This is a genomic window from Polymorphospora rubra (assembly GCF_018324255.1).
Taxonomy (GTDB): Bacteria; Actinomycetota; Actinomycetes; order Mycobacteriales; family Micromonosporaceae; genus Polymorphospora; species Polymorphospora rubra.
Genome location: NZ_AP023359.1, coordinates 603,289 through 623,259, shown reverse-complemented (window position 1 = coordinate 623,259; position 19,971 = coordinate 603,289). Strand labels below are relative to the sequence as shown.

Sequence of the window (19,971 nt, the reverse complement as noted above, 5' to 3'; positions counted from 1 at the left end):
GTAAGCTGGGCCGCCGTGAGTACAACTGGATCGCGGCCGGTGCCGGTCGACGGCGCTCCGGACGGGGCGGCCGACCGCCCGCACACCGTCGGTGACGTCGTCGCGGCACTCGAACGCCGCTACCCGCCGGTCTGGGCCGAGCAGTGGGACCGGGTGGGGCTGGTCGTCGGCGATCCGCAGGCCCCGGTACGGCGGGTGCTCTGTGTCGTCGACTGCGTGCCGGAGACGGTCGACGAGGCGATCGCGGTCGGCGCCGACCTGATCCTGGCCCACCATCCGCTCCTGCTGCGCGGGGTGTCCTCGGTCGCCGTCACGACCTACAAGGGCCACACCGTCCACCGGCTGATCAAGCACGACATCGCCCTCTACGTGGCGCACACCAACGCCGACGTGGCGAGTCCCGGCGTGTCCGACGCGTTGGCCGCCCGGCTCGGCCTGACCGACCTGCGCCCGCTGCGTCCGGCGGCCCCGGACGGCCCGGCCGCCGGCGGCGGGCGCGGGGCCGGCCGGATCGGCCGGCTGCCCCGGCCGATGACGCTCGCCGAGCTGACCGCGCTGGCCGCCGCCGCCCTGCCGGCCACGGCCTGGGGCGTACGCGCCGGCGGCCCCCCGGACCGCCGGATCGAGACGGTGGCGGTCTGCGGCGGGGCCGGCGACTCCTACCTCGGCGCCGCCGTCGCCGCCGGCGTCGACGCCTACCTGACCGCCGACCTGCGTCACCACCCGGCCAGCGAGCACCTGGCCGAGGGCGGCCCGGCCCTGCTCGACGCCGCGCACTGGGCGACCGAGCGACCCTGGCTGGACGACGTCGCCGACCACCTGCGGGCCGACCTCGGCCTACCGGTCACCGTGTCCGATGTGGACACCGACCCGTGGACGCTGCACGCCACCTCCGTACCCACCCCTAAGGAGCCCGTTCCGTGAAGGCCGACCCGCAAGCCCAGCGTCGCCTGCTCGACCTCCAGGCGATCGACACCACCCTCGCCCAGCTCGCCCACAAGCGGCGCACCCTGCCCGAGCACGCCGCGCTCGACGAGCTGGCCCGGGAGCTGTCGGCGCTGGAGGACGAGCGGGTCCGCGCCCAGGTCACCGTCGACGACCTCGACCGCGACATCGCCCGGCTGGAACGCGACATCGAACAGGTCCGGGTCCGCAAGGACAAGGACCAGGACCGGCTGACGGCCGGCCGCGGCCCGGCCCGCGAACTCGAGGCCCTCCAGCACGAGCTGAACTCGCTCAACCGGCGGCAGACCGAACTCGAGGACGCCGAACTGGAGCTGATGGAACAGCGGGAGACCGCCCAGGCCGCCGTCGACGAGGTCGAGAGCCGGCTCGCGCAGACCCGGGACAAGCGGGCGGCGACCGAGGTGACGCGCGACCAGGCGCTGGCCGACATCGCCAAGGAGGAGGACTTCAAGACCACCTCCCGCCAGCCGCTCGCCGCCGACCTGCCCGCCGACCTGGTCACCCTCTACGACAAGATCCGCGAGTCGTCGGGCGGCCTCGGCGCCGCGCTGGTCACCCACGGCCGGTGCGGCGGCTGCCGGCTGGAGCTGTACGGCGCCGACCGGGCCCGGATCAAGGCCGCCCCCGCCGACGACGTGGTGCGCTGCGAGGAATGCCGGCGCATCATGGTCCGTACCGCGGAATCCGGTCTGTGACCGGCGGTCCGAAGGTCGTCGTCGAGGCCGACGGCGGGGCGCGCGGCAACCCCGGCCCGGCCGGCTTCGGCGCGGTCGTCCGCGACGCCGGCACCGGCGAGGTACTCGCCGAACGGGCCGAGGCGATCGGCGTGGCGACCAACAACGTCGCGGAATACCGAGGCCTGCTCGCCGGCCTGGAGGCCGCCGCCGAGGTCGGCGCCAGTGCGGTCGACGTACGGATGGACTCCAAGCTGGTGGTCGAGCAGATGTCCGGCCGGTGGCAGATCAAGAACCCGGGCCTGCGGCCGCTCGCCGCGCAGGCCGCGACCCTGGTCCGCCGCTTCGACTCGGTCACCTTCGGCTGGATCCCGCGCGAGCGCAACAAGCACGCCGACGGGCTGGCCAACGCGGCGATGGACCGCGCCGCCGGCAAACCGGCCCGCGGGCCGGCCGGGGCCGTCGTCACCGCCGCCGAACCCGGCGCGGTCGGACCCGCGCGGGCGGCCGCACCGGTCCCCGGTGCGGCCGCCGGCGGGCTGGACGAGGAGGCCCGCCAGGTCGCCGGACCCGACTCGGCGGCCCGGGCCCAGGCCCGGGAGGTCGCCGCGCGGGCGGCGGCGAAGGGCGGCGCGGCCCGGCCGACGTGGGAACCCCGGCCGGCATCGACGGCGACCCGGCTGGTGCTGCTCCGGCACGGCGAGACCGACTTCACCGCCCAGCGGCGCTACTCCGGACGCGGCGACGTGCCGCTGTCCGAACGTGGCCGGGCCCAGGTGGCCGCCGCCGCCGACCGGATCGCGCGACTCGTCGGCGACACGCCGGTCACCGCCGTGGTCACCTCACCGCTGTCCCGCTGTACGGCCACCGCCGAAGCGGTCGCCGCGACGCTCGGCGGCCCGCCGGTGGTCGTCGAGCCGGACCTGATCGAGGTCGACTTCGGTGCCTGGGAGGGACGCACCTTCGCCGAGGTACGCGAGCGCTGGCCGGCCGAACTCGACCGGTGGCTGGCGTCGGTGGCGGTGGCGCCGCCCGGTGGCGAGTCGTTCGCGGCGGTCACCAAGCGGGTCCGCCGGGTCGTGGCGGGCCTGCTGTCGACGTACCCGGGTGGGACCGTGGTGGTGGTCTCGCACGTCTCGCCGGTGAAGATCCTGCTGCGTGACGCGCTCGCGGCCGGCGACGCGTTCCTGCACCGGCTCCACCTCGACCCGGCCGGACTGTCCGTAGTGGACACCTGGCCGGACGGCAACGTCTCCGTACGCACCGTCAACGACACGGCCCACCTGCGCTGAGAGCCGAAAGCCGCCCCCGACGCCGCGCGCCGGGGGCGGCTTTGTCGTTGATCAAGGGGATGTCGCGGGCGAATCAGGCATGGATCGCCACGTTTCCCCTCGACCGGCGTTTCCCCTCGACCGGCGTTTCCCCTCGACCGGCGATTCCCCTCGCTCGGCGCTTCGGTCCGGTGTCGTGGGGTCCCTGGAGCGGGTGGGGATTGACCCGGGTCGCCGTTCGGCATACCTTCATCAATCAGCAAAGTTTCCTAACTAATTTCGGCTCCAACCCGCCAGGGAGTGCGAATGCGCAGACATCTCGGCCGCCGCGTCGCGGCCGTCGTCGCCACCGTCGCCGTGCTGGTCACCGTCGCCCCCGCCAACGCCGCCAGCGCGTTCGGGGGCAACCGGGACCGCGACGGCTTCCACAAGGTCGGCTACTTCACCCAGTGGGGCATCTACGGCCGGGCCTTCACCGTCAAGAAGCTCCACGACTCCGGTGCCGCCGCCCGCCTCACCCACGTCAACTACGCCTTCGGCAACGTCTCCGAGGACGGCCGCTGCTACATCGACGGCGGCCCCGGCGAGGGCGACCCCTGGGCCGACTACCAGCGGCCGGTGCCCGCCGACGAAAGCGTCGACGGCGTCGCCGACACGTGGGGCGAACCCCTCAACGGCAACTTCGGCCAGCTCCAGAAACTCAAGACCCTGCACCCCGACCTCAAGGTGATGATCTCGCTCGGCGGCTGGAGCTGGTCGACGTACTTCTCCAACGCGGCCGTCACCAAGGAGGCCCGGGAACGCTTCGTCGCCTCCTGCATCGACCTCTACATCAAGGGCAACCTGCCCAACCCCGACGGCAGCGCCGGCGGGCCCGGCGCCGCGGCCGGCCTCTTCGACGGCATCGACCTCGACTGGGAATGGCCCGGCTCGGCCGGCGAACCCGGCAACGTCATCCGCCCCGAGGACAAGCAGAACTTCACCGCACTCGCCGCCGAGTTCCGTCGCCAGCTCGACGCCGTCGGCCGCACCGACCGCAAGCACTACGAGCTGACCGCGTTCGTACCGGCCAACCCGACCGCGATCGACGCCGGCTTCGAGGTCCGCAAGGTGCTGAAGAGCTTCGACTTCGTCACCGTGCAGGGCTACGACTTCCACGGCAGCTGGGAATCGGTCGCCAACCACCAGTCGGCGCTGCGGGTGCCGGCCGGCGCCACCGAGCCGGCGTACTCCGTCGACCGCACCATCGACGCCTGGACCTCCCGTGGCGCGCCACGCGACAAGCTGGTCCTCGGGATCCCGTACTACGGGCGGGGCTGGACCGGGATCACCGGCAGCCGCACCGGCCTGTTCGGCAACTCGACCGGCCCGGCGCCGGCGACGTACGAGGCCGGCTACGAGGACTACAAGCTGCTGAAGAACCTGGTCGGCAAGAACGGCTACCGGGTGCACCGCGACCTGCGGGCCGGCCACGCCTGGCTCTTCGACGGCACCACCTTCTGGACGTACGACGACCCGGCCGTGGTGCTCCAGAAGGCCCTCTACATCCGGACCAAGGGCCTCGGCGGCGCGATGATGTGGTCGCTGGACGGCGACGACGAGAACGCCACCCTCACCCGCACCATCCACCTGGGCCTCTGGACCCCGTAACTGGTCTGCCCCGGGGGCCGCGCCTCGGCGCGGCCCCCTTGATCCGCGTGATCAGGGACTTTGTCGGGCGTGTCGTCGGTGTGTCGGGGTGTCCGGTCCCTGATCACGCGGATCAAGGGCGGGCTGGGCTGCTCCGCCGACCAGCCCGTAGGATTGTCGGCGCGACGGACGAGTCGATCGGGCGGCCGCGTCGGCGGGTGCGAACCCGCCGCCGAGGAACGTCCGGACTCCACAGGGCAGGGTGGTTGCTAACGGCAACCCGGGGCGACCCGCGGGAAAGTGCCACAGAAAACAAACCGCCGGACCGGACAACCGGCCCGGTAAGGGTGAAACGGTGGGGTAAGAGCCCACCAGCATCCCGGGTGACCGGGATGGCTCGGTAAACCCCACCCGGAGCAAGGCCAAGAAGGGCCGTGGTCGACAGACGACGGCCTGCGCAGGCGTTCGAGGGCGGCCCGCCCGAGCCTGCGGGTAGGCCGCTCGAGCCTGCCGGCGACGGCAGGCCCAGATGGATGGCCGCCGCCGACGTCACCGGTCCGCCGGTGGCGCCGGTCACAGAATCCGGCGTACAGATCGACTCGTCCGTCGCCCACCAGCTCGGAGCCCTGATCGAGGCTCTGGGCTGGCTCTGTGTTCGGGCATCGATGGTCGTTGTTGGTCGATATCGGCCGGCGGTTGATGGCCTGGCGACGGCCTGACGGCCTGGAGGCGTCCTGATCTTGGACGTGCCTCATCGTCATAGATCTATTCGGAGCGTTGTCGTTGCCGCAGGGTCTCTCGCTCGGCGGCGCGCCGCACTACCGCCACCTCAACCACCCTCGGACCGCAACCCGCCGACGGACCCACCCATCCCGGAGCCTGAGGCCCCCGCCGGAGGCGCTTTGCCCTGGCGTACCACGCGCCTGTGCCGGCTGGCCCGGTTCTGCGCGGTCCCGTCCCGGTCGCCGCCGTAGCGTCGTCGGGTGGGGAGCCGCGGCTCCCCATTGCTGCGCCGTGCGCCGGGGCGTGACCGGCCGCCAGGCCGCACGCGCGCCCCGGCGCGACACGGCGGCGGGCCCTTGAACCAGTAAAGAAAGTCCGAACACGCCACGCTCTAACCTTCAGGGGCTTACGTTTTCGCCGGTCAGAGCCCATGAGGCGGTGGGTTGCAGCCCAAGTCGTTTGCGAGGTCAGTGAAGAGGAACGGAGGTTGACACTTCCCGAAAAGCGTGGACATATTGATGGATGACTTACTCCTACAGGTGTAGCCAGTGCGGCGCCAGCTACTCGGGCAGTTCGAGCTGGAGTAGCGGCGGGAGCGAATACGCCTGTCCGTCCTGCTCCCTCAAGAACAAGAGGTCCTACGAGGCTAGGAGCGGAGGAGGAAGCGGATGCGCCGTCGTCGCATTCCTTCTGGTCGCCGCACCGATCCTGACGGTTTCCGCGTGGATGATCATTGCCTGACGCATCGGGCGTCCGGTCACAGGTGGACAGGCTGAGACTCCGTCGGTCATGACGAGAACGGCGACCAGGTCGTCACGGTCCCATCGGGCGCGGTAAGCGTGGCTGGCGGCCTCGGGTGCGGCTTCGCCAACCCAATATCCGCCGGGCTGGTCGCGCTGAGCGCGTTCGGCGTCGACTGGGCGTTGCCACTGATCGTGGTGGTCAAAGCCGAACCCGTGGCGTACAGATGGACTCGTCCGTCGCCCTCGGGGTCACCCGGCTGATCCGGGCGCTGACTGCCGGCACGCCGTGCCGTTACAAGATCGAGTCCTTCGCGTACCTCAGCACGTGGAGAGCGACCCAGGTAACTTGCAGTGCAACGCCAACCGAGCCCCCGACAAGCCCCAGGACCGCCACCGCGCGGCAGAGAGCGTGGGCGCTCGCCCGGATTCCGAAAATGCCGAACACGACGCCGGCGACTCCCGAGAGGGCGCTGAATTCGAGGTGCGGGAACAGCGGGATCCAGACCACGCCTCCGGCCAGCGCCAAGAGCGACAGGACCAGGCCCGTGTAGTCGACGATGACCGGGCTCCGGTGCTCGCGCTCCGCCAGCGGCAGGTCGGCGACCAGGGCCTCCAGCTCACCGTAGGTCTTCGCGGCATAGGCCTGCCCGGACCGATCGCCGAGCTCGGCGAGGGACAGCCGCCCCTCGCCGGCAGCGGTACCGAGCCGGGTCACGACAGCTTCCCGGTCACGATCGGACACCCGCAGGTCGTTCACAAGCGGAGCCTACTGACGACCCGGCCATGCCGATGGGTTACGCCAATTCTCACTGTGCCAGGTATGCCGTGCTGACATGCGGTCCTGGTGTCGATGGGAGTCGGGCGGCCCAGGTCCGCTTTTCCGGCCGCTGACGTCCAGCAGTCTGCCCCGACGGCCGGTCAGGCATCATGGGGCCGTGCACGCCGTGCGGATGCCCTGCTGGGTCGACGGGACCCTGATCGGCCTCGGCGAGGTCACGCGGTGTCTCGGTGGTCGCGGGTCGCTGCGCTGGCGGCTGTTCCGGGCGGAGTTCAACGGCGACGTCCGGGCCGTGTGGCCGCAGGGCACCCTTGCCGTCGAGGAGCGGTCACGGGAGCCGGCGGGGCTGCGGCTCTCCTGGGCGGAGATGGTGACGCTGGCCGGCACGGATGTTCAGGTCATCGATGGTGACTTCGTCGGGTTCGACGAGGCCGGCCTGCCACAGTTGCAGATCCTCATGGTCGACAGCGGTCACTGGTGGGTCTGGTCCGTCGAGCCCGCCGACCTCGCGCGGATCCGGGAGACCTTCGCCGATGTGGTGACGGAGTCCCACGTACCACCGGAGCCCGTCGCCGACTGACCGGCCGAGGGGCGCTTCCCCGGTGACACTACGTGGGCTCGAAGCGGCCGGTCCCGTCCACCCGCCAGCGCGACGTCCGACCGTGCGGTTGCTCCAGGGCGCGGCGCACGGACTCGGCGTCGTGCAGGTTGAGCGAGCGCGGCACCGGGAAGGTGAGCGCCCCCTCCGTCTTCGTTACCTGCAGGCCCAGCTGCGTCAGCAGCTCCTCCGCCGCGTCCACAGTGTCCAGGGTCGCGTACACGTACGCCGCGCCGCCGTCGTCCTCGCAACAGCTGCGCGTCTCGCACACGGCCCACAGGTGGGGGATCAGGCCGGCGAGCCCCCGGTCGACGCAGGACTGCCGGCCGTGGGCCCGGACGTGCACCTGCCGGTGCCGGACCGCGACGAGCCCGCCGTTTACCTTCCGGCAGGCCACGCAGAGCGGGTACGGCCCGAGCACCACCGCCATCGGTGTTCCCTCCGACCACGTCACCGTAGCGCCGGCCACGGCCGGCGGCCAGGGGGCACCGGGTACGCCGCAGCGGTGGCGGGGCGGCCGTGCGCGGTGCAGAGTTGTGCCATGAGTGGCATCGGAAGTGATGTGCAGTACTACTGGTGCACGCGTCACCACCGGGTCGAGACCCCGAGCGACAAGTGCGCCGACCGGTACGTGCTCGGGCCGTACCCGACCCGGGCCGCCGCCGAGCAGGCGATGCAACGGGTCGACGAGCGCAACGCCGCCTGGAAGGCGGAGGACGAACGCTGGACCGGCGACGACCGGTAGCGCCATCCATGATCGTCAGGTGTCCAGCGGCACGACACGCCGCACGGCCACCGCTGTACACCTGACGATCGAGGGAGCGGGAGCACGATCGAGGGCGGGATCGAGCCGTCGCGGTGATCGCGTCGGGCCACCGGCACTGATAGGAATGACCGGTGGTGATCCGTCGCGTACTCGCGCCCCGCATCGACTTCGGCGGCCTGCGCCGCGAGTTGGACCTGCCCGCCGCGTTTCCGCCCGCCGCGCAGGACGAGGCCGAGCGGGCGACAACCGTCCCGCCGCCGGATCTGGACCGTACCGACCTGCCGCTGGTGACCGTCGACCCGCCGACGTCGCGTGACCTGGATCAGGCGGTGTGTCTGGCCCGCCGGTCGGGTGGCGGCTACCGGGTGCACTACGCGATCGCCGACGTCGTTCCGTTTGTCCGGCCCGGTGGCCCGCTGGAGGCGGAGACGTGGCGGCGCGGCCAGACCATCTACCTGCCGGACGGCAAGGTGCCGCTCCATCCGCCGGTGCTGAGCGAGGACGCGGCGAGCCTGCTGCCGGACGTCGTACGGCCCGCCGTGCTGTGGACGATCGACCTGGACGCCGACGCGACGATCACCGACGTCGACGTACGGCGGGCCCGGGTACGCAGCCGCGCCAAGCTCGACTACGCCGGTGTGCAGGCCGACGTGGACGCGGGTACGGCGCCCGAGCCGATCGCCCTGCTGCCGGAGATCGGCGCGCTGCTGGTCGAGCGGGGCCTGGACCGGGGCGCGGTCAACCTGCCGCTGCCGGAGCAGGAGATCGAGCCGCACGGCGACGGCTGGCGGCTGGTGCTGCGCCCGCCGCGGCTGATCGAGGACTACAACGCGCAGATATCGCTGCTGACCGGGATGGCCGCCGCCGGCATCATGCTCGCCGGCCGGATCGGGCTGCTGCGTACGATGCCGGCGCCGCGGGCCGAGGCGGTCGAGCGGCTGCGGGTCGCCGCCGCCGGGCTCGGCGTCGACTGGCCGGCGGAGTTGGCGGTCGGGCGGATGCTGGCCGCCGTCGACCCGGGCGACCCGCGCGGTGCCGCGTTCCTGGACCAGGCGGCCGAGTTGATGCGCGGCGCCGGCTACACCGCGTTCGACGGCGAGGTGCCCGACGAGCCCGGGCACGGGGGAGTGGCGGCGCCGTACGCGCACGTCACCGCCCCGCTGCGCCGGCTCGCCGACCGGTACGCGACCGAGGCGTGCCTGGCCCTGCACGAGGGGCGGCCGGTGCCGGACTGGCTGCGGGCGGCGCTGCCGAAGATGCCGGAGCTGATGACGTCGACCGACCGGGTCGCGTCGGCCGCCGACCGGGGTGCGATCGACCTGGTCGAGGCGGTGCTGTTGCAGGACCGGGTCGGCGAGGAGTTCGACGCGGCGGTGGTCGACGTCGACGCCCCGCCGAAGCCGCCAGCGTCCGCCGCCGGTTCCGGCAACGCGCCGGCCGGTTCCGGCAGTGCGCCGGCCGGTTCCGGCAACGCGCCGGCCGGTTCCGGCAGTGCGCCGGCCGGCTCCGGTAACGCGGGGCGCAAGGTTCGCCGGCCGGGCGGCCGGATCGCGATCGACGAGCCGCCGGTACGCGCCCGCTGCGAGGGTGAACTGCCGCTGGGCGAACGGGTCCGGGTACGTCTGGTCGCCGCCGACCCGGCCACCCGCAAGGTCCTCTTCGAACGCGCCTGACGGCGGGGCGCCGGCGCGGCTGACGGTGGGCGCCGTGATCGTCTGCTGCTCAGGCAGTCGACACGCCGCCCGACGAACGCCTGAACAGCAGACGATCATGAAAAACCGGGGCGGGCGGTTCGCGTCACAAACAGCGGCGCACCGTTGCCGGAAGGCGACCGTCATTTGCGAGGATGATCCGCATGGGATATGACGCGAGCACGCTGCCCGACGTGTCCGGGCTCACCGTAGGCATCATCGGCGGCACCGGCGACCAGGGGCGCGGGCTGGCCTACCGGTTCGCGCGGGCCGGCCTGTCCGTGCTCATCGGCTCCCGTTCCGCCGAGCGCGCGACCCAGTCGGCGCGGGAGATCGCCGCGCTGCCCGGCGTCCCCGCCGGCACCAGCGTCGACGGCGGCGACAACGTCGACGTCTCCACCCGGTCCGACATCGTGGTCATCGCGGTGCCGTGGGACGGGCACGCCGCGACCGTCGCCGCGCTCCGCGAACCGCTCGCCGGCAAGATCGTGATCGACTGTGTCAACCCGCTCGGCTTCGACAAGCAGGGCCCGTACGCGCTCAAGGTCGAGGAGGGCAGCGCGGTCCAGCAGGCCGCCGCCCTGCTGCCCGAGTCCCGGGTGGCCGCGGCGTTCAACCACGTCAGCGCCCCGCTGCTCGCCGACCCGGAGATCGACCGGATCGAGTTGGACGTACTCATCGCCACCGAGGACCGCGAGGTGGTCGGGGTCGTGGCGGCGCTGACCGCCACCATCCCGGGGATGCGGGGCATCTACGCCGGTCGGCTGCGCAACGCCCACCAGATCGAGGCGTTCACCGCCAACCTGATCGCCATCAACAAGCGCTACAAGGCACACGCCGGCGTCCGGGTCACCGACGTCTGACGCCGGCCGTCGTGCGCGACGACCTGGGTACGGAGGTACACCTGCCGGCGCCGCCGCGCCGGGTGGTGTCGCTGGTGCCATCGCTGACCGAGGCGGTGGCGGTGAGCGCGCCGGGGCTGCTCGTCGCGGCGACCGACTACTGCACCCACCCCGGCGACCTCGACGTACCCCGGGTCGGCGGCACCAGGTTTCCGGCGCTCGACGGCGTGCTGTCCGCCGTACCGGATCTGGTGTTGGCGAACGCGGAGGAGAACCGGCGCGCGGACGTCGAGGCGCTGCGGGCCGCCGGGGTGCCGGTGTGGGTGACGTATCCGCGGACGCTGCCCGAGGCGCTGGCGTCGCTGGAACGGATGCTGGCCCGGCTCGACGTGCCGGCGCCGCCGTGGCTTTCGGCGGCCGGGGCGGCGTGGGCGCGGCCGTGGGACGGTCCGGTACGGCGGGCGGTGGTGCCGGTGTGGCGGCGGCCGTGGGTGGTGCTCGGCGGCGACACGTTCGCCGGTGACCTGCTGCGCCGGCTGGGCGTGCACAACGTCTACGCCGACGCGGCCGACCGCTATCCGCGCCCGCCGCTGCCGGAACTGCTGGACCGGCGGCCGGACCTGGTGGTGCTGCCCGACGAGCCGTACGCGTTCACCGTGGCCGACGGGCCGGAGGCGTTCCCCGGGGTGCCGTACGCGCTGGTGTCCGGCCGCCACCTGACCTGGTACGGCCCGTCCCTGGCCGAGGCCAGAACCCTGCTGGCCACCCAGTTGGCCGCCGGCTGATCCCCGGGCGCGCCCCGGCGGGACGCTGCGCGCCCGCCGGGCGGGCGGACAAGATCCGCGTGATCAGGGAGTTTGCGGGCCGGCGCGCCGGCGACACGCCGGACCTAATCCCTGATCACGCGGATCATGAGGGACGGGCGGTCAGAAGGTGTGTTCGGCTGCGGGGAAGGTGGCCTCGCGGACCTCTTCGGCGAAGGTGCGGGTGGCCTCGGTCAGGACCGTCGCGAGGTCGGCGTAGCGCTTGACGAAGCGGGGGGCCCTGCCGGTGCGCAGCCCGGCCATGTCCTGCCAGACCAGCACCTGGGCGTCGGTGTGCGGGCCGGCGCCGATGCCCACCGTCGGGATCGCCAGGTCGTGGGTGATCCGCTTGGCGACGTCGCCGGGCACCATCTCCAGCACCACCGCGAACGCGCCCGCCCCGGCCACCGCGTGCGCGTCGGCGACGACGTCCTCGGCCGCGCCGCCGCGCCCCTGCACCCGGTAGCCGCCGATCGCGTGCTCGCTCTGCGGGGTGAACCCGATGTGCGCCATCACCGGGATGCCGGCGCCGGTGATGGCGGCGATCTGCGGTGCGGTCCGCCGGCCGCCCTCCAGCTTGACGGCGTGGCAGCCGCCCTCCTTCATGAACCGGACGGCGGTGCGCAGCGCCTGGGTCGGTCCCTCCTCGTACGACCCGAACGGCAGGTCGCCGACGACCAGCGACCGCTTCGTGGCCCGTACGACGGCTCTGACCAGCGGGATCAGTTCGTCGACGGTGACCGGGACGGTGGTCTCGTAGCCGAACACGTTGTTGGCCGCCGAGTCGCCGACCAGCAGCACCGGCACCCCGGCCTGGTCGAAGATCGCCGCCGTGTACTGGTCGTACGACGTCAGCATCGGCCAGCGTTCGCCGCGCTCCTTGGCGGCGATCAGCTCGCGGGTGCGGACCCGCCGGGTGGCCGGCCCGCCGTACAGGGTGGGTACCTCGTCGGACCGGGCCGGGCCGGCCCCGGCTGTCGCGGGGCGGTCCGGTGCGTTCTTGTCGTCCATGCTGCTCTCCTCTCCTCGAGGCCGCGTTCGCGGTCCCCGGGTCTGCGGCGATCGTCGCACCGTCGCCGGGCCGCAGGTGAGGGCGCAGTGCAGCTTTTCACACTTCTGATGCCCGCTTTCGCCGTCGTTACTCGGACTGTTCCCGCCACCGGTTGGTGATCGGCAGCCGCCGATCCCGGCCGAATGCCTTGATCGATATCTTGCTGCCGGGTGCGGACTGCCGGCGCTTGTACTCGGCGATGTCGACCATGCGCAGCACCCTGTCGACCACGGCCGGGTCGTGGCCGGCCGCCACCAGGTCGTCACGGCCGAGGTCACCGTCGACGTAGCCGGTGAGGATGGCGTCGAGCACCGCGTAGTCCGGCAGCGAGTCGGAGTCGAGCTGCCCGGGCCGCAGTTCGGCGCTCGGCGGCTTGCTGATCGAGTTCTCCGGGATCGGCGGCTGCGCGCCGCGCCGGGCGGCGTCGGCGTTGCGCCACTCCGCCAGCTTCCAGACCAGCGACTTCCACACGTCCTTGAGCGGGTTGAAGCCGCCGACCGAGTCGCCGTACAGGGTGGAGTAGCCGACCGCGAGCTCGCTCTTGTTGCCGGTGGTCAGCACCAGGTGGCCCTCCTGGTTGGAGACCGCCATCAGCAGGACGCCCCGGACCCGGGCCTGCAGGTTCTCCACGCTCATCCCGGACAGCGACAGGTTGGCCAGGAACGCGTCGACCATCGGCTGGATCGGCTCGGTGCGGTAGTCGAGGCCGGTCCGCTTGGCCAGGTCGGCGGCGTCGTCGCGGGAGTGCTCCGAGGAGAACTGGCTCGGCATCGAGATCCCGACCACCCGGTCCGGGCCGAGCGCGTCGACGGCGATGGCGGCCACCGCCGCGGAGTCGATGCCGCCGGACAGCGCGATCACCACCGACCGGAAGCCGTTCTTGTTCACGTAGTCACGCAGACCGAGCACCAGCGCCTGCCAGATCTCCGCCTCGTCGGTCACCCGCTCGGCGATCCCGCCGTCGACCCGCTCACCGGCCGGGCCGGCCGCCGGAACGGTGTCGCTCAGGTGGACCCGGACCACGGTCAGGCCGTCGGCGGCGGCCTCCGGCGACCCGTCGGCCGCCGACGCCGTGCCGGTCGTGGCCGTGCCGGGTGCCGGGTCGGTGGCCGCCGGCAGCTCGACGTCGTGCAGCAGCAGGTGACCGCCGAACTGCGGGGCACGGGTGAGCAACGTCCCGTCGGCGGTCACGATCATCGAGTCGCCGTCGAAGACCAGCTCGTCCTGGCCGCCGACCATGTTGACGTACGCGATCGTGGCGCCGGCCTCGGCGGCCCGCCGCTGAACCAGCGGCAGCCGTACGTCGTCCTTGTTGACCTCGTACGGCGAGCCGTTGATGTTGACGACCAGCCCGACCCCGGCGCGGCGGGCGGCGGCGAACGGGCCGCCGGCCTGCCAGAGGTCCTCGCAGATGGTCAGGGCCACGTCGACGCCGGCGATGCGGACCACGGTCAGCGTGTCGCCGGGGACGAAGTAGCGGTCCTCGTCGAAGACGCCGTAGTTGGGCAGGTGGTGCTTGAAGTAGCTGGCCACGATCTGCCCGCCGTGCAGCACCGCCGCCGCGTTGCGCGGCCCCCGGCCCGGCGTCGCCGCCGCGCTGATCGTCGCCGGCCCGTCCGCGTCGAGATAGCCGACGACCACCGGTACCGAACCGAGCCCGGCCGCGTCGAGGTCGGCGGCGAGGCCGCGCAGCGCCGCCCGGGACGCGGCCACGAAGGACTCCCGGAACACCAGGTCCTCGACCGGATAGCCGGTCAGCATCATCTCCGGGAAGGCGATCAGGTCGGCTCCGGCGGCGACGGCGGCACGGGTGCGGTCGACGACGATCGCCGCGTTGCCGGCGAGGTCACCGACGGTCGGGTTGACCTGGGCGAGGGCTAGACGCAGGGTCGGCATGTGCCCATCTTGCCCCGCCCGCGCCCGGCGAACCGTCGTGACGCGGTCCGCGACGCGGTGGGCTCGGTCACCGACTCGGTCGTCGGGGGCCGGCCGAGGCCGCGCAGCAGCCCGACCAGCTTGTCGACGGCCCGGCCCAGCGTCGGTGACGCCCGCGCCGGGTCGACGGTGCCCGCCGGCCCGAGGTGGCGCAGCACCGACAGCACCGGCCCGACCCGCCCCACCGCGAGATAGCCGCCGACCTCGCCGTGCTCGCCCCGGGCGACCAGCACCAGGCCGTACGTCTCGTCGGCGACCCGCTCCAGCACCAGCTCCCCGATCCGTACGGTGACCGGCGTGCCGTCGTCGAGCCGGGCGTCGAACTCGCGGCAACCGCCGGACGTCTCGCGCAGGTGCCCGACGGCCCGGCGCGCCCCGTCGCCCGCGAACACCGCCGACGCCTGCCGCAGCAGCGCACCGCTGCGGTGCGTGTGGTCGGCCGTCGCCGAACCGGTGCCGCCGCCCGGCTCGGCGGCGAGGTCCCAGGGGCGTTCGAACAGCGTCCGGCACCGCTCGCCGCGGTCGGTGGCGGGAGTCGTCGGCGTCGGCCGGCCGGGCGTGGTCGGCGCCGCCGTGGCCGGCCGTGCGGTGAACCCGGCCGGCAGGTCGTCGGGATCGAGCAGCGTGGTGCCCAGTTCGGGCTGGCCGGCGATGGCCAGGCCGGGCGGGTCCGACGGGCCGGTGGGCGGGGTGGCGGCCGGCGGCCCGATCCGGGGTACGCCGACGACGCCGGTCAGCACCAGGGCGGCGGCCAGGACCGGGCCGAGGGCCACCCCGGCCAGGATCCGCCGTACGCCGCGCGGGAGCGGTCGGCCGGATCGACGTGATCGGTGTCCCATGGGCCTCCTCTGCCGTACGTTTGGGATCAACGTCGAGGAACCGGACAGGTTGTGTCCGCCCCGCCATCCGGGTGGTGCGCCGACCGGCGTAACGTCGGCGTAACGAGCGAGTTGGAGACTGACCGGCCAGGCGTCCAGCCAGTCGGGCCGGTCTGCGCGACGATGTGTCACGAGGAGTTGAAGTGGACCGTCAGCAGGAGTTCGTGCTCCGTACCCTGGAAGAGCGCGACATCCGTTTCGTCCGGTTGTGGTTCACCGACGTGCTCGGCACGCTCAAGAGCGTCTCCGTCGCGCCCGCCGAGCTCGAGTCCGCCTTCGAGGAGGGCATCGGCTTCGACGGCTCGGCGATCGAGGGATTCGCCCGCGTCTTCGAGTCCGACATGGTCGCCATGCCCGACCCGACGACGTTCCAGGTCTTCCCCTTCGAGGGCGGCGCCAGCGGCGAGAGCGCCCGGATGTTCTGCGACATCCTGCTGCCCGACGGCAGCCCCTCGTGGGCCGACCCGCGCCACGTGCTCCGCCGCGCGCTGTCCCGGGCCGCCGACAAGGGCTTCACCTTCTACACCCACCCCGAGATCGAGTTCTTCCTGCTCGAGGACGGCCCCATCGACGGCTCGATTCCGAGCCCGGTCGACAGCGGCGGCTACTTCGAACACACCACGCACGCCGTCGCCCGCGACTTCCGCCGGCAGGCCGTGCTGTCGCTGGAGCGGATCGGCATCTCGGTCGAGTTCAGCCACCACGAGGTCGCCCCCGGCCAGCAGGAGATCGACCTGCGCTACGCCGACGCGCTCACCACCGCCGACAACATCATGACGTTCCGGCACGTCATCAAGGAGGTCGCGCTGTCGACCGGGGTACGGGCCACCTTCATGCCCAAGCCCTTCACCGACCAGCCCGGCAGCGGCATGCACACCCACCTGTCGCTGTTCGAGGGCGAACGCAACGCCTTCCACGACGCCAGCGACCCGATGAAGCTCTCCAAGGTCGCCAAGGCGTTCATCGCCGGGCTGCTCGTCCACGCCCGCGAATACACCGCGGTCACCAACCAGTGGGTCAACTCCTACAAGCGGCTGTTCCCGCAGGCCCTGCCGGACCGGATCACCGAATCCCCGGCGTACGTCTGCTGGGGACACCTCAACCGCTCGGCGCTGGTCCGGGTGCCCGCGTACGGCAAGCCGAACTCGGCCCGGGTCGAGGTCCGCTCGCTGGACTCGGCGACCAACCCCTACCTGGCGTTCGCGGTGATGCTCAGCGCCGGCCTCAAGGGCATCGAGGAGGGCTACGAACTGCCGCCGGGCGCCGAGGACGACGTGTGGTCGCTGTCCAACGCCGAGCGCAAGGCGATGGGCTACGAGGCGCTGCCGGAGAACCTCGCCGAGGCGATCGACGTGATGGCCGGCTCCGAACTGGTCGCCGAGGTGCTCGGCGAGCACGTCTTCGACTACTTCCTGCGCAACAAGCGCGCCGAGTGGGAGGAGTACCGGCGCGAGGTCACCCCGTACGAGCGCCGTCGCTACCTCGGCACCCTCTGACCTCGACGGCCCGACTCCACCCTGATCTCCACCCTCCGATGGTGCCGGTCCACCCGGGACCGCTCGTAACGTTCCGTGTCATGAACGAGCGGAACCGTATTACGAAGCCCGAGGCGCCGGCCGGCCGTCGCGTCGACGCCATGCGTGCCGCGAACTACCTGCTGACCGGCAACCGCAACGGCAGCCGGGGCACCCGGCTGGCCGGGGCCGTCGTCGACCGGGTACTCGAACGGGAGGGTGGAAAGGTGACCGGTCGTGTCGTCGTCGCGATCCTGGTGGTGCTCGGCGTGGTGGGGCTCGCCTTCGTCGCCTACCGCCTGCTGGTGCTCGACCTCATCCTGACCGTCGTACGGGAACGCGGCTGACCGGTGGGGCTGCGGCGGCTGACCCGGCGGGGCGTACGGCTGATCAGGGCCGACGACCCGGAGACGGGCTGGCTGGTGCGGATCGTGGTCAGCGCGCTGCTGATCTGGTCACTGCTCTTCCTGACCCCGCCGAGTCCCGCCGTGCGGCTGGTCCTCGTCGTCGCCCTCGCCTGCTGGGTCGTCTTCCTGGTCGCCGACACCCGGTGGCCGCGGGTCGCCCGGGCCGGCCTGGCCCTCGCGACGGTGCTGCCGGCCACCGTCGCGGGCGTGCCCGAGAGTGCGTCGGCGCCGCTGTTCCTCTACGCGATGCTGTTCACCTTCGTGCTGCTGCCCCGGACGCCGATGTGGGCGATCCTGGCGCTGACCGGGGCGACCATCGTGGTCCTGTTGACCGGTATGTGGCTCGCCGGCCGGGGGCCGACCGCGATCCTGACCCAGCCCGCGCTGATCGCCGTCCTGGTGCTGTTCAGCCTGCACCGCCGGGAGTATCGGCTGCGGGCCGAGCAGACCGCGCTGCTGCTGGAGCAGACCGCGCGTACGCAGCGGGCGCAGGCCCGGGCGGCGGCCCTTTCCGAGCGGACCCGGATCGCCCGGGAACTGCACGACGTGCTCGCCCACTCGCTGGGCGCGCTCGGGGTGCAGCTGGAGGTCGCCGAGGCCGAACTGACCGAGAAGGGCGACGTCGCCGCCGCGGCCGCGCGGATCCGGCGGGCCCGGCGGCTGGCCGTCGACGGCCTGACCGAGGCCCGCTCGGCGGTCGCGGCCCTGCGCGCCGACGTGCCGCCGCTGGCCCGGGCCCTCGGCGGGCTGGTCGCCGACCACCGGGCGGACCACGGCGTCACGATCACCCTGCGCACCGAGGGCAGCCCGCACGAACTGCCGTCCGGCGCCGAGGTGGCGCTGCTGCGTACCGCCCGCGAGGCGCTGACGAACGCGGCCAAGCACGCTCCGGGTGCGCCGGTCGCGGTCACCCTCGACTACTCCGGTCCGGCCGTCCGCCTCACCGTGCGCAACCCGGCCCCGGACGGCCCGGGACCGGACGGCGGCGGCGGGTACGGGCTGACCGGGGCGCGGGAGCGGGTGGCGCTCGTCGGTGGCACCCTGGAGGCGGGCGTCGTGGACGGCGTGTGGCGGGTCAGCGTGGAGGTGCCGGGGTGAGCGACGAACCGCTGCGGGTGCTGGTCGTCGACGACCAGCAACTGGTCCGGGAGGGACTGACCGCCCTGCTGGAACTCACCGACGGCGTCACCGTCGTCGGCGCCGCCGGGGACGGCGCGCGGGCCCTCGACCTGATCGCCGAACGGAGGCCCGACGTGGTCCTGATGGACCTGCGGATGCCCGTCCTCGACGGGATCGCCGCGACCGCCCAGGTCCGGGACCGGTTTCCCGACGTCGCGGTCGTGGTGCTGACCACGTACGCCGACGAGGAGTCGATCGCCGGTGCGCTCGCCGCCGGGGCCCGGGGCTACCTGACCAAGGACGCCGGGCGGGCCGAGATCGGGATGGCGCTGCGGGCCGCGGTCGCCGGTCACTCCATGTTCGACCCGGTGGTCTCCGCCCGGCTCGCCGCCGCGATGAACCGGCCGGCGCAGCCGCCGGCGCGCGACCGGCTGCCGGACGGGCTGACCCAGCGCGAGGCCGAGGTGCTCGGCCAACTCGCCCAAGGGCGGACCAACGCGGAGATCGCGGCCGCCCTGTTCGTCGCCGAGACGACCGTGAAGACCCACATCAACAACGCGTTCGCGAAGATCGGCGCCCGGAACCGCACCGAGGCGGCCGGCTACGCGACCCGGCACGGCCTCGCCTGACCCGGCCGGCGGGCCGGGGTGACGGCGCCGTCAGCGGACGGCCGGGCCGACGGTCAGGGTGCCGGCGGTCGGGTCCAGGGTCGCGGGCACGCCGACCGGCACCGTGACCTGGCCGACGCCGTGCCCGATCGGCAGCCCGCCGAGCACCGGGACCCCGAGGTCGCCGAGCCGTTCGGTCAGCACGTCCGCCACGTCGACCTGCCAGCCGTCGCGGCAGTTGGTGAACTGGCCGACGGCCACCCCGGCGACCCGCTCCAGCACCCCGGCGCGGCGCAGGTGGGTCAGCATCCGGTCCACCTTGTACGGCGGCTCCTCCACGTCCTCGACCAGCAGGATCGCGCCGGTCAGGTCGGGCATGTCCGGGGTGCCGACCGACGACACGATCAGGCACAGGTTGCCGCCGATCAGCGGCCCGGTCGCGGGCGCGGCGCCGACCCGTACGCCCGCCGTCTCCTCGGTCCCGATCCGGCCGACCACGATCTCGTCGGTGGTCGTCAGCGCCCGGCGCAGCGACTCCGCCGACTCCGCCGGGGTGCGTTCGTCGAGCCAGGCCGCACCCGGGCCGTGCACGGTGGCCAGCCGGGCGCCGCGCCACAGCGCGAACTGCAGGGCGGTGATGTCGGAGAAGCCGGCGACCACCTTCGGATCGGCCCGTACGGCGGCCATGTCGACCAGGTCGACGACCCGCTGGGCGCCGTACCCGCCCCGGGTGCACAGCACGCCCCGGACCTCCGGGTCGGCGAACGCGGCGTTCAGGTCGGCGGCGCGCAGTTCGTCGCCGCCGGCCAGATAGCCCTGGCGGGCGTACACGTTCGGGGCGAGTACGGGGCGCAGCCCCCAGCCGGTCAGCAGTTCGATGCCGCGGGCGACCCGTTCGGGGCGGGTGGGCCCGGACGGCGACACCAGCATGACGGTGTCCCCGGGGCGCAGCGCCGCCGGACGTACGGCCTCATC

18 protein-coding genes, 1 other RNA gene and 1 pseudogene are annotated in these 19,971 nt (G+C 73.1%); 14 read left to right on the top strand and 6 right to left on the bottom strand.

Going from position 1 to position 19,971, the window contains the following annotated elements:
• Positions 1-39 precede the first annotated feature (39 nt).
• The 5 genes and pseudogenes from Prubr_RS02740 to rnpB form a co-directional block, all read left to right on the top strand.
• Positions 40-928 (top strand): annotated as a pseudogene (locus tag Prubr_RS02740) (Nif3-like dinuclear metal center hexameric protein); the annotation flags it as partial.
• Positions 921-1,661: a zinc ribbon domain-containing protein gene (locus Prubr_RS02735; protein ID WP_212821302.1), complete on the top strand. Its 741-nt coding sequence runs from the start codon at positions 921-923 to the stop codon at positions 1,659-1,661. The pseudogene Prubr_RS02740 and the gene Prubr_RS02735, both read left to right, overlap by 8 nt.
• Positions 1,658-2,932, top strand: a complete 1,275-nt coding sequence (locus Prubr_RS02730) for a bifunctional RNase H/acid phosphatase (protein ID WP_246568243.1) — start codon at positions 1,658-1,660, stop codon at positions 2,930-2,932. The genes Prubr_RS02735 and Prubr_RS02730 overlap by 4 nt, the downstream gene beginning before the upstream one ends.
• 285 nt (positions 2,933-3,217) lie before the next feature.
• Positions 3,218-4,561: a glycoside hydrolase family 18 protein gene (locus Prubr_RS02725; protein WP_212821298.1), complete on the top strand. Its 1,344-nt coding sequence runs from the start codon at positions 3,218-3,220 to the stop codon at positions 4,559-4,561.
• Between the two features lie 169 nt (positions 4,562-4,730).
• An RNA gene (gene rnpB / locus Prubr_RS02720) (RNase P RNA component class A) lies at positions 4,731-5,146 on the top strand.
• Positions 5,147-6,298: 1,152 nt separating this feature from the next.
• Here the strand turns inward: rnpB and Prubr_RS02715 are convergent.
• A complete protein-coding gene (locus Prubr_RS02715) occupies positions 6,299-6,763 on the bottom strand; it encodes a DUF1707 SHOCT-like domain-containing protein (protein ID WP_212821296.1) in 465 nt (154 codons plus the stop codon).
• Between the two features lie 178 nt (positions 6,764-6,941).
• Here Prubr_RS02715 and Prubr_RS02710 point away from each other — a divergent pair, with 178 nt between their 5' ends.
• The gene (locus Prubr_RS02710; RefSeq protein WP_212821294.1) at positions 6,942-7,364 is read left to right on the top strand and encodes a hypothetical protein; all 423 of its coding nucleotides are present in this window, start codon (positions 6,942-6,944) and stop codon (positions 7,362-7,364) included.
• A gap of 28 nt (positions 7,365-7,392) precedes the next feature.
• On the opposite strand, the gene Prubr_RS02705 is transcribed toward Prubr_RS02710, so the two are convergent.
• Positions 7,393-7,812, bottom strand: a complete 420-nt coding sequence (locus tag Prubr_RS02705; protein WP_212821292.1) for a hypothetical protein — start codon at positions 7,810-7,812, stop codon at positions 7,393-7,395.
• A 111-nt stretch (positions 7,813-7,923) separates the two neighbouring features.
• Between Prubr_RS02705 and Prubr_RS02700 the strand changes: the two genes are divergently transcribed.
• From Prubr_RS02700 to Prubr_RS02685, 4 genes are all read left to right on the top strand, one after another.
• Positions 7,924-8,127, top strand: coding sequence for a hypothetical protein (locus Prubr_RS02700; protein ID WP_212821290.1), 204 nt, complete (start codon positions 7,924-7,926; stop codon positions 8,125-8,127).
• Between the two features lie 152 nt (positions 8,128-8,279).
• Entirely contained in the window at positions 8,280-9,821 is a 1,542-nt protein-coding gene (locus Prubr_RS02695) for an RNB domain-containing ribonuclease (RefSeq protein WP_212821282.1), read from the top strand.
• A 182-nt stretch (positions 9,822-10,003) separates the two neighbouring features.
• The gene (npdG, locus tag Prubr_RS02690) at positions 10,004-10,702 is read left to right on the top strand and encodes an NADPH-dependent F420 reductase (RefSeq protein ID WP_212821281.1); all 699 of its coding nucleotides are present in this window, start codon (positions 10,004-10,006) and stop codon (positions 10,700-10,702) included.
• 11 nt (positions 10,703-10,713) lie between these two features.
• On the top strand, positions 10,714-11,466 hold the full coding sequence (locus tag Prubr_RS02685) for a helical backbone metal receptor (RefSeq protein WP_246568241.1): 753 nt from the start codon (positions 10,714-10,716) through the stop codon (positions 11,464-11,466).
• A 141-nt stretch (positions 11,467-11,607) separates the two neighbouring features.
• Here Prubr_RS02685 and panB read toward each other — a convergent pair whose 3' ends face one another.
• The 3 genes from panB to Prubr_RS02670 form a co-directional block, all read right to left on the bottom strand.
• A complete protein-coding gene (panB, locus tag Prubr_RS02680; RefSeq protein ID WP_212821278.1) occupies positions 11,608-12,495 on the bottom strand; it encodes a 3-methyl-2-oxobutanoate hydroxymethyltransferase in 888 nt (295 codons plus the stop codon).
• 127 nt (positions 12,496-12,622) lie between these two features.
• Positions 12,623-14,431 carry an NAD+ synthase gene (locus tag Prubr_RS02675; RefSeq protein ID WP_212821276.1) on the bottom strand — a complete coding sequence of 603 codons (1,809 nt, stop codon included), beginning with the start codon at positions 14,429-14,431 and terminating at the stop codon, positions 12,623-12,625.
• The gene (locus tag Prubr_RS02670; protein ID WP_212821250.1) at positions 14,413-15,309 is read right to left on the bottom strand and encodes a hypothetical protein; all 897 of its coding nucleotides are present in this window, start codon (positions 15,307-15,309) and stop codon (positions 14,413-14,415) included. The genes Prubr_RS02675 and Prubr_RS02670 overlap by 19 nt, the downstream gene beginning before the upstream one ends.
• 182 nt (positions 15,310-15,491) lie before the next feature.
• Here Prubr_RS02670 and glnA point away from each other — a divergent pair, with 182 nt between their 5' ends.
• The 4 genes from glnA (at position 15,492) to Prubr_RS02650 (ending at position 19,017) form a co-directional block, all read left to right on the top strand.
• Positions 15,492-16,844: a type I glutamate--ammonia ligase gene (glnA, locus tag Prubr_RS02665; RefSeq protein ID WP_212821248.1), complete on the top strand. Its 1,353-nt coding sequence runs from the start codon at positions 15,492-15,494 to the stop codon at positions 16,842-16,844.
• An 80-nt stretch (positions 16,845-16,924) separates the two neighbouring features.
• Positions 16,925-17,209, top strand: coding sequence for a hypothetical protein (locus Prubr_RS02660; protein WP_212821246.1), 285 nt, complete (start codon positions 16,925-16,927; stop codon positions 17,207-17,209).
• Positions 17,210-17,212: 3 nt separating this feature from the next.
• Positions 17,213-18,367, top strand: coding sequence for a sensor histidine kinase (locus tag Prubr_RS02655; RefSeq protein ID WP_212821244.1), 1,155 nt, complete (start codon positions 17,213-17,215; stop codon positions 18,365-18,367).
• A complete protein-coding gene (locus Prubr_RS02650) occupies positions 18,364-19,017 on the top strand; it encodes a response regulator (protein ID WP_212821242.1) in 654 nt (217 codons plus the stop codon). The genes Prubr_RS02655 and Prubr_RS02650 overlap by 4 nt, the downstream gene beginning before the upstream one ends.
• 30 nt (positions 19,018-19,047) lie before the next feature.
• On the opposite strand, the gene Prubr_RS02645 is transcribed toward Prubr_RS02650, so the two are convergent.
• Complete coding sequence (locus tag Prubr_RS02645) at positions 19,048-19,926, bottom strand: S66 peptidase family protein (protein WP_425518086.1); 879 nt, start codon at positions 19,924-19,926, stop codon at positions 19,048-19,050.
• Positions 19,927-19,971 lie beyond the last annotated feature (45 nt).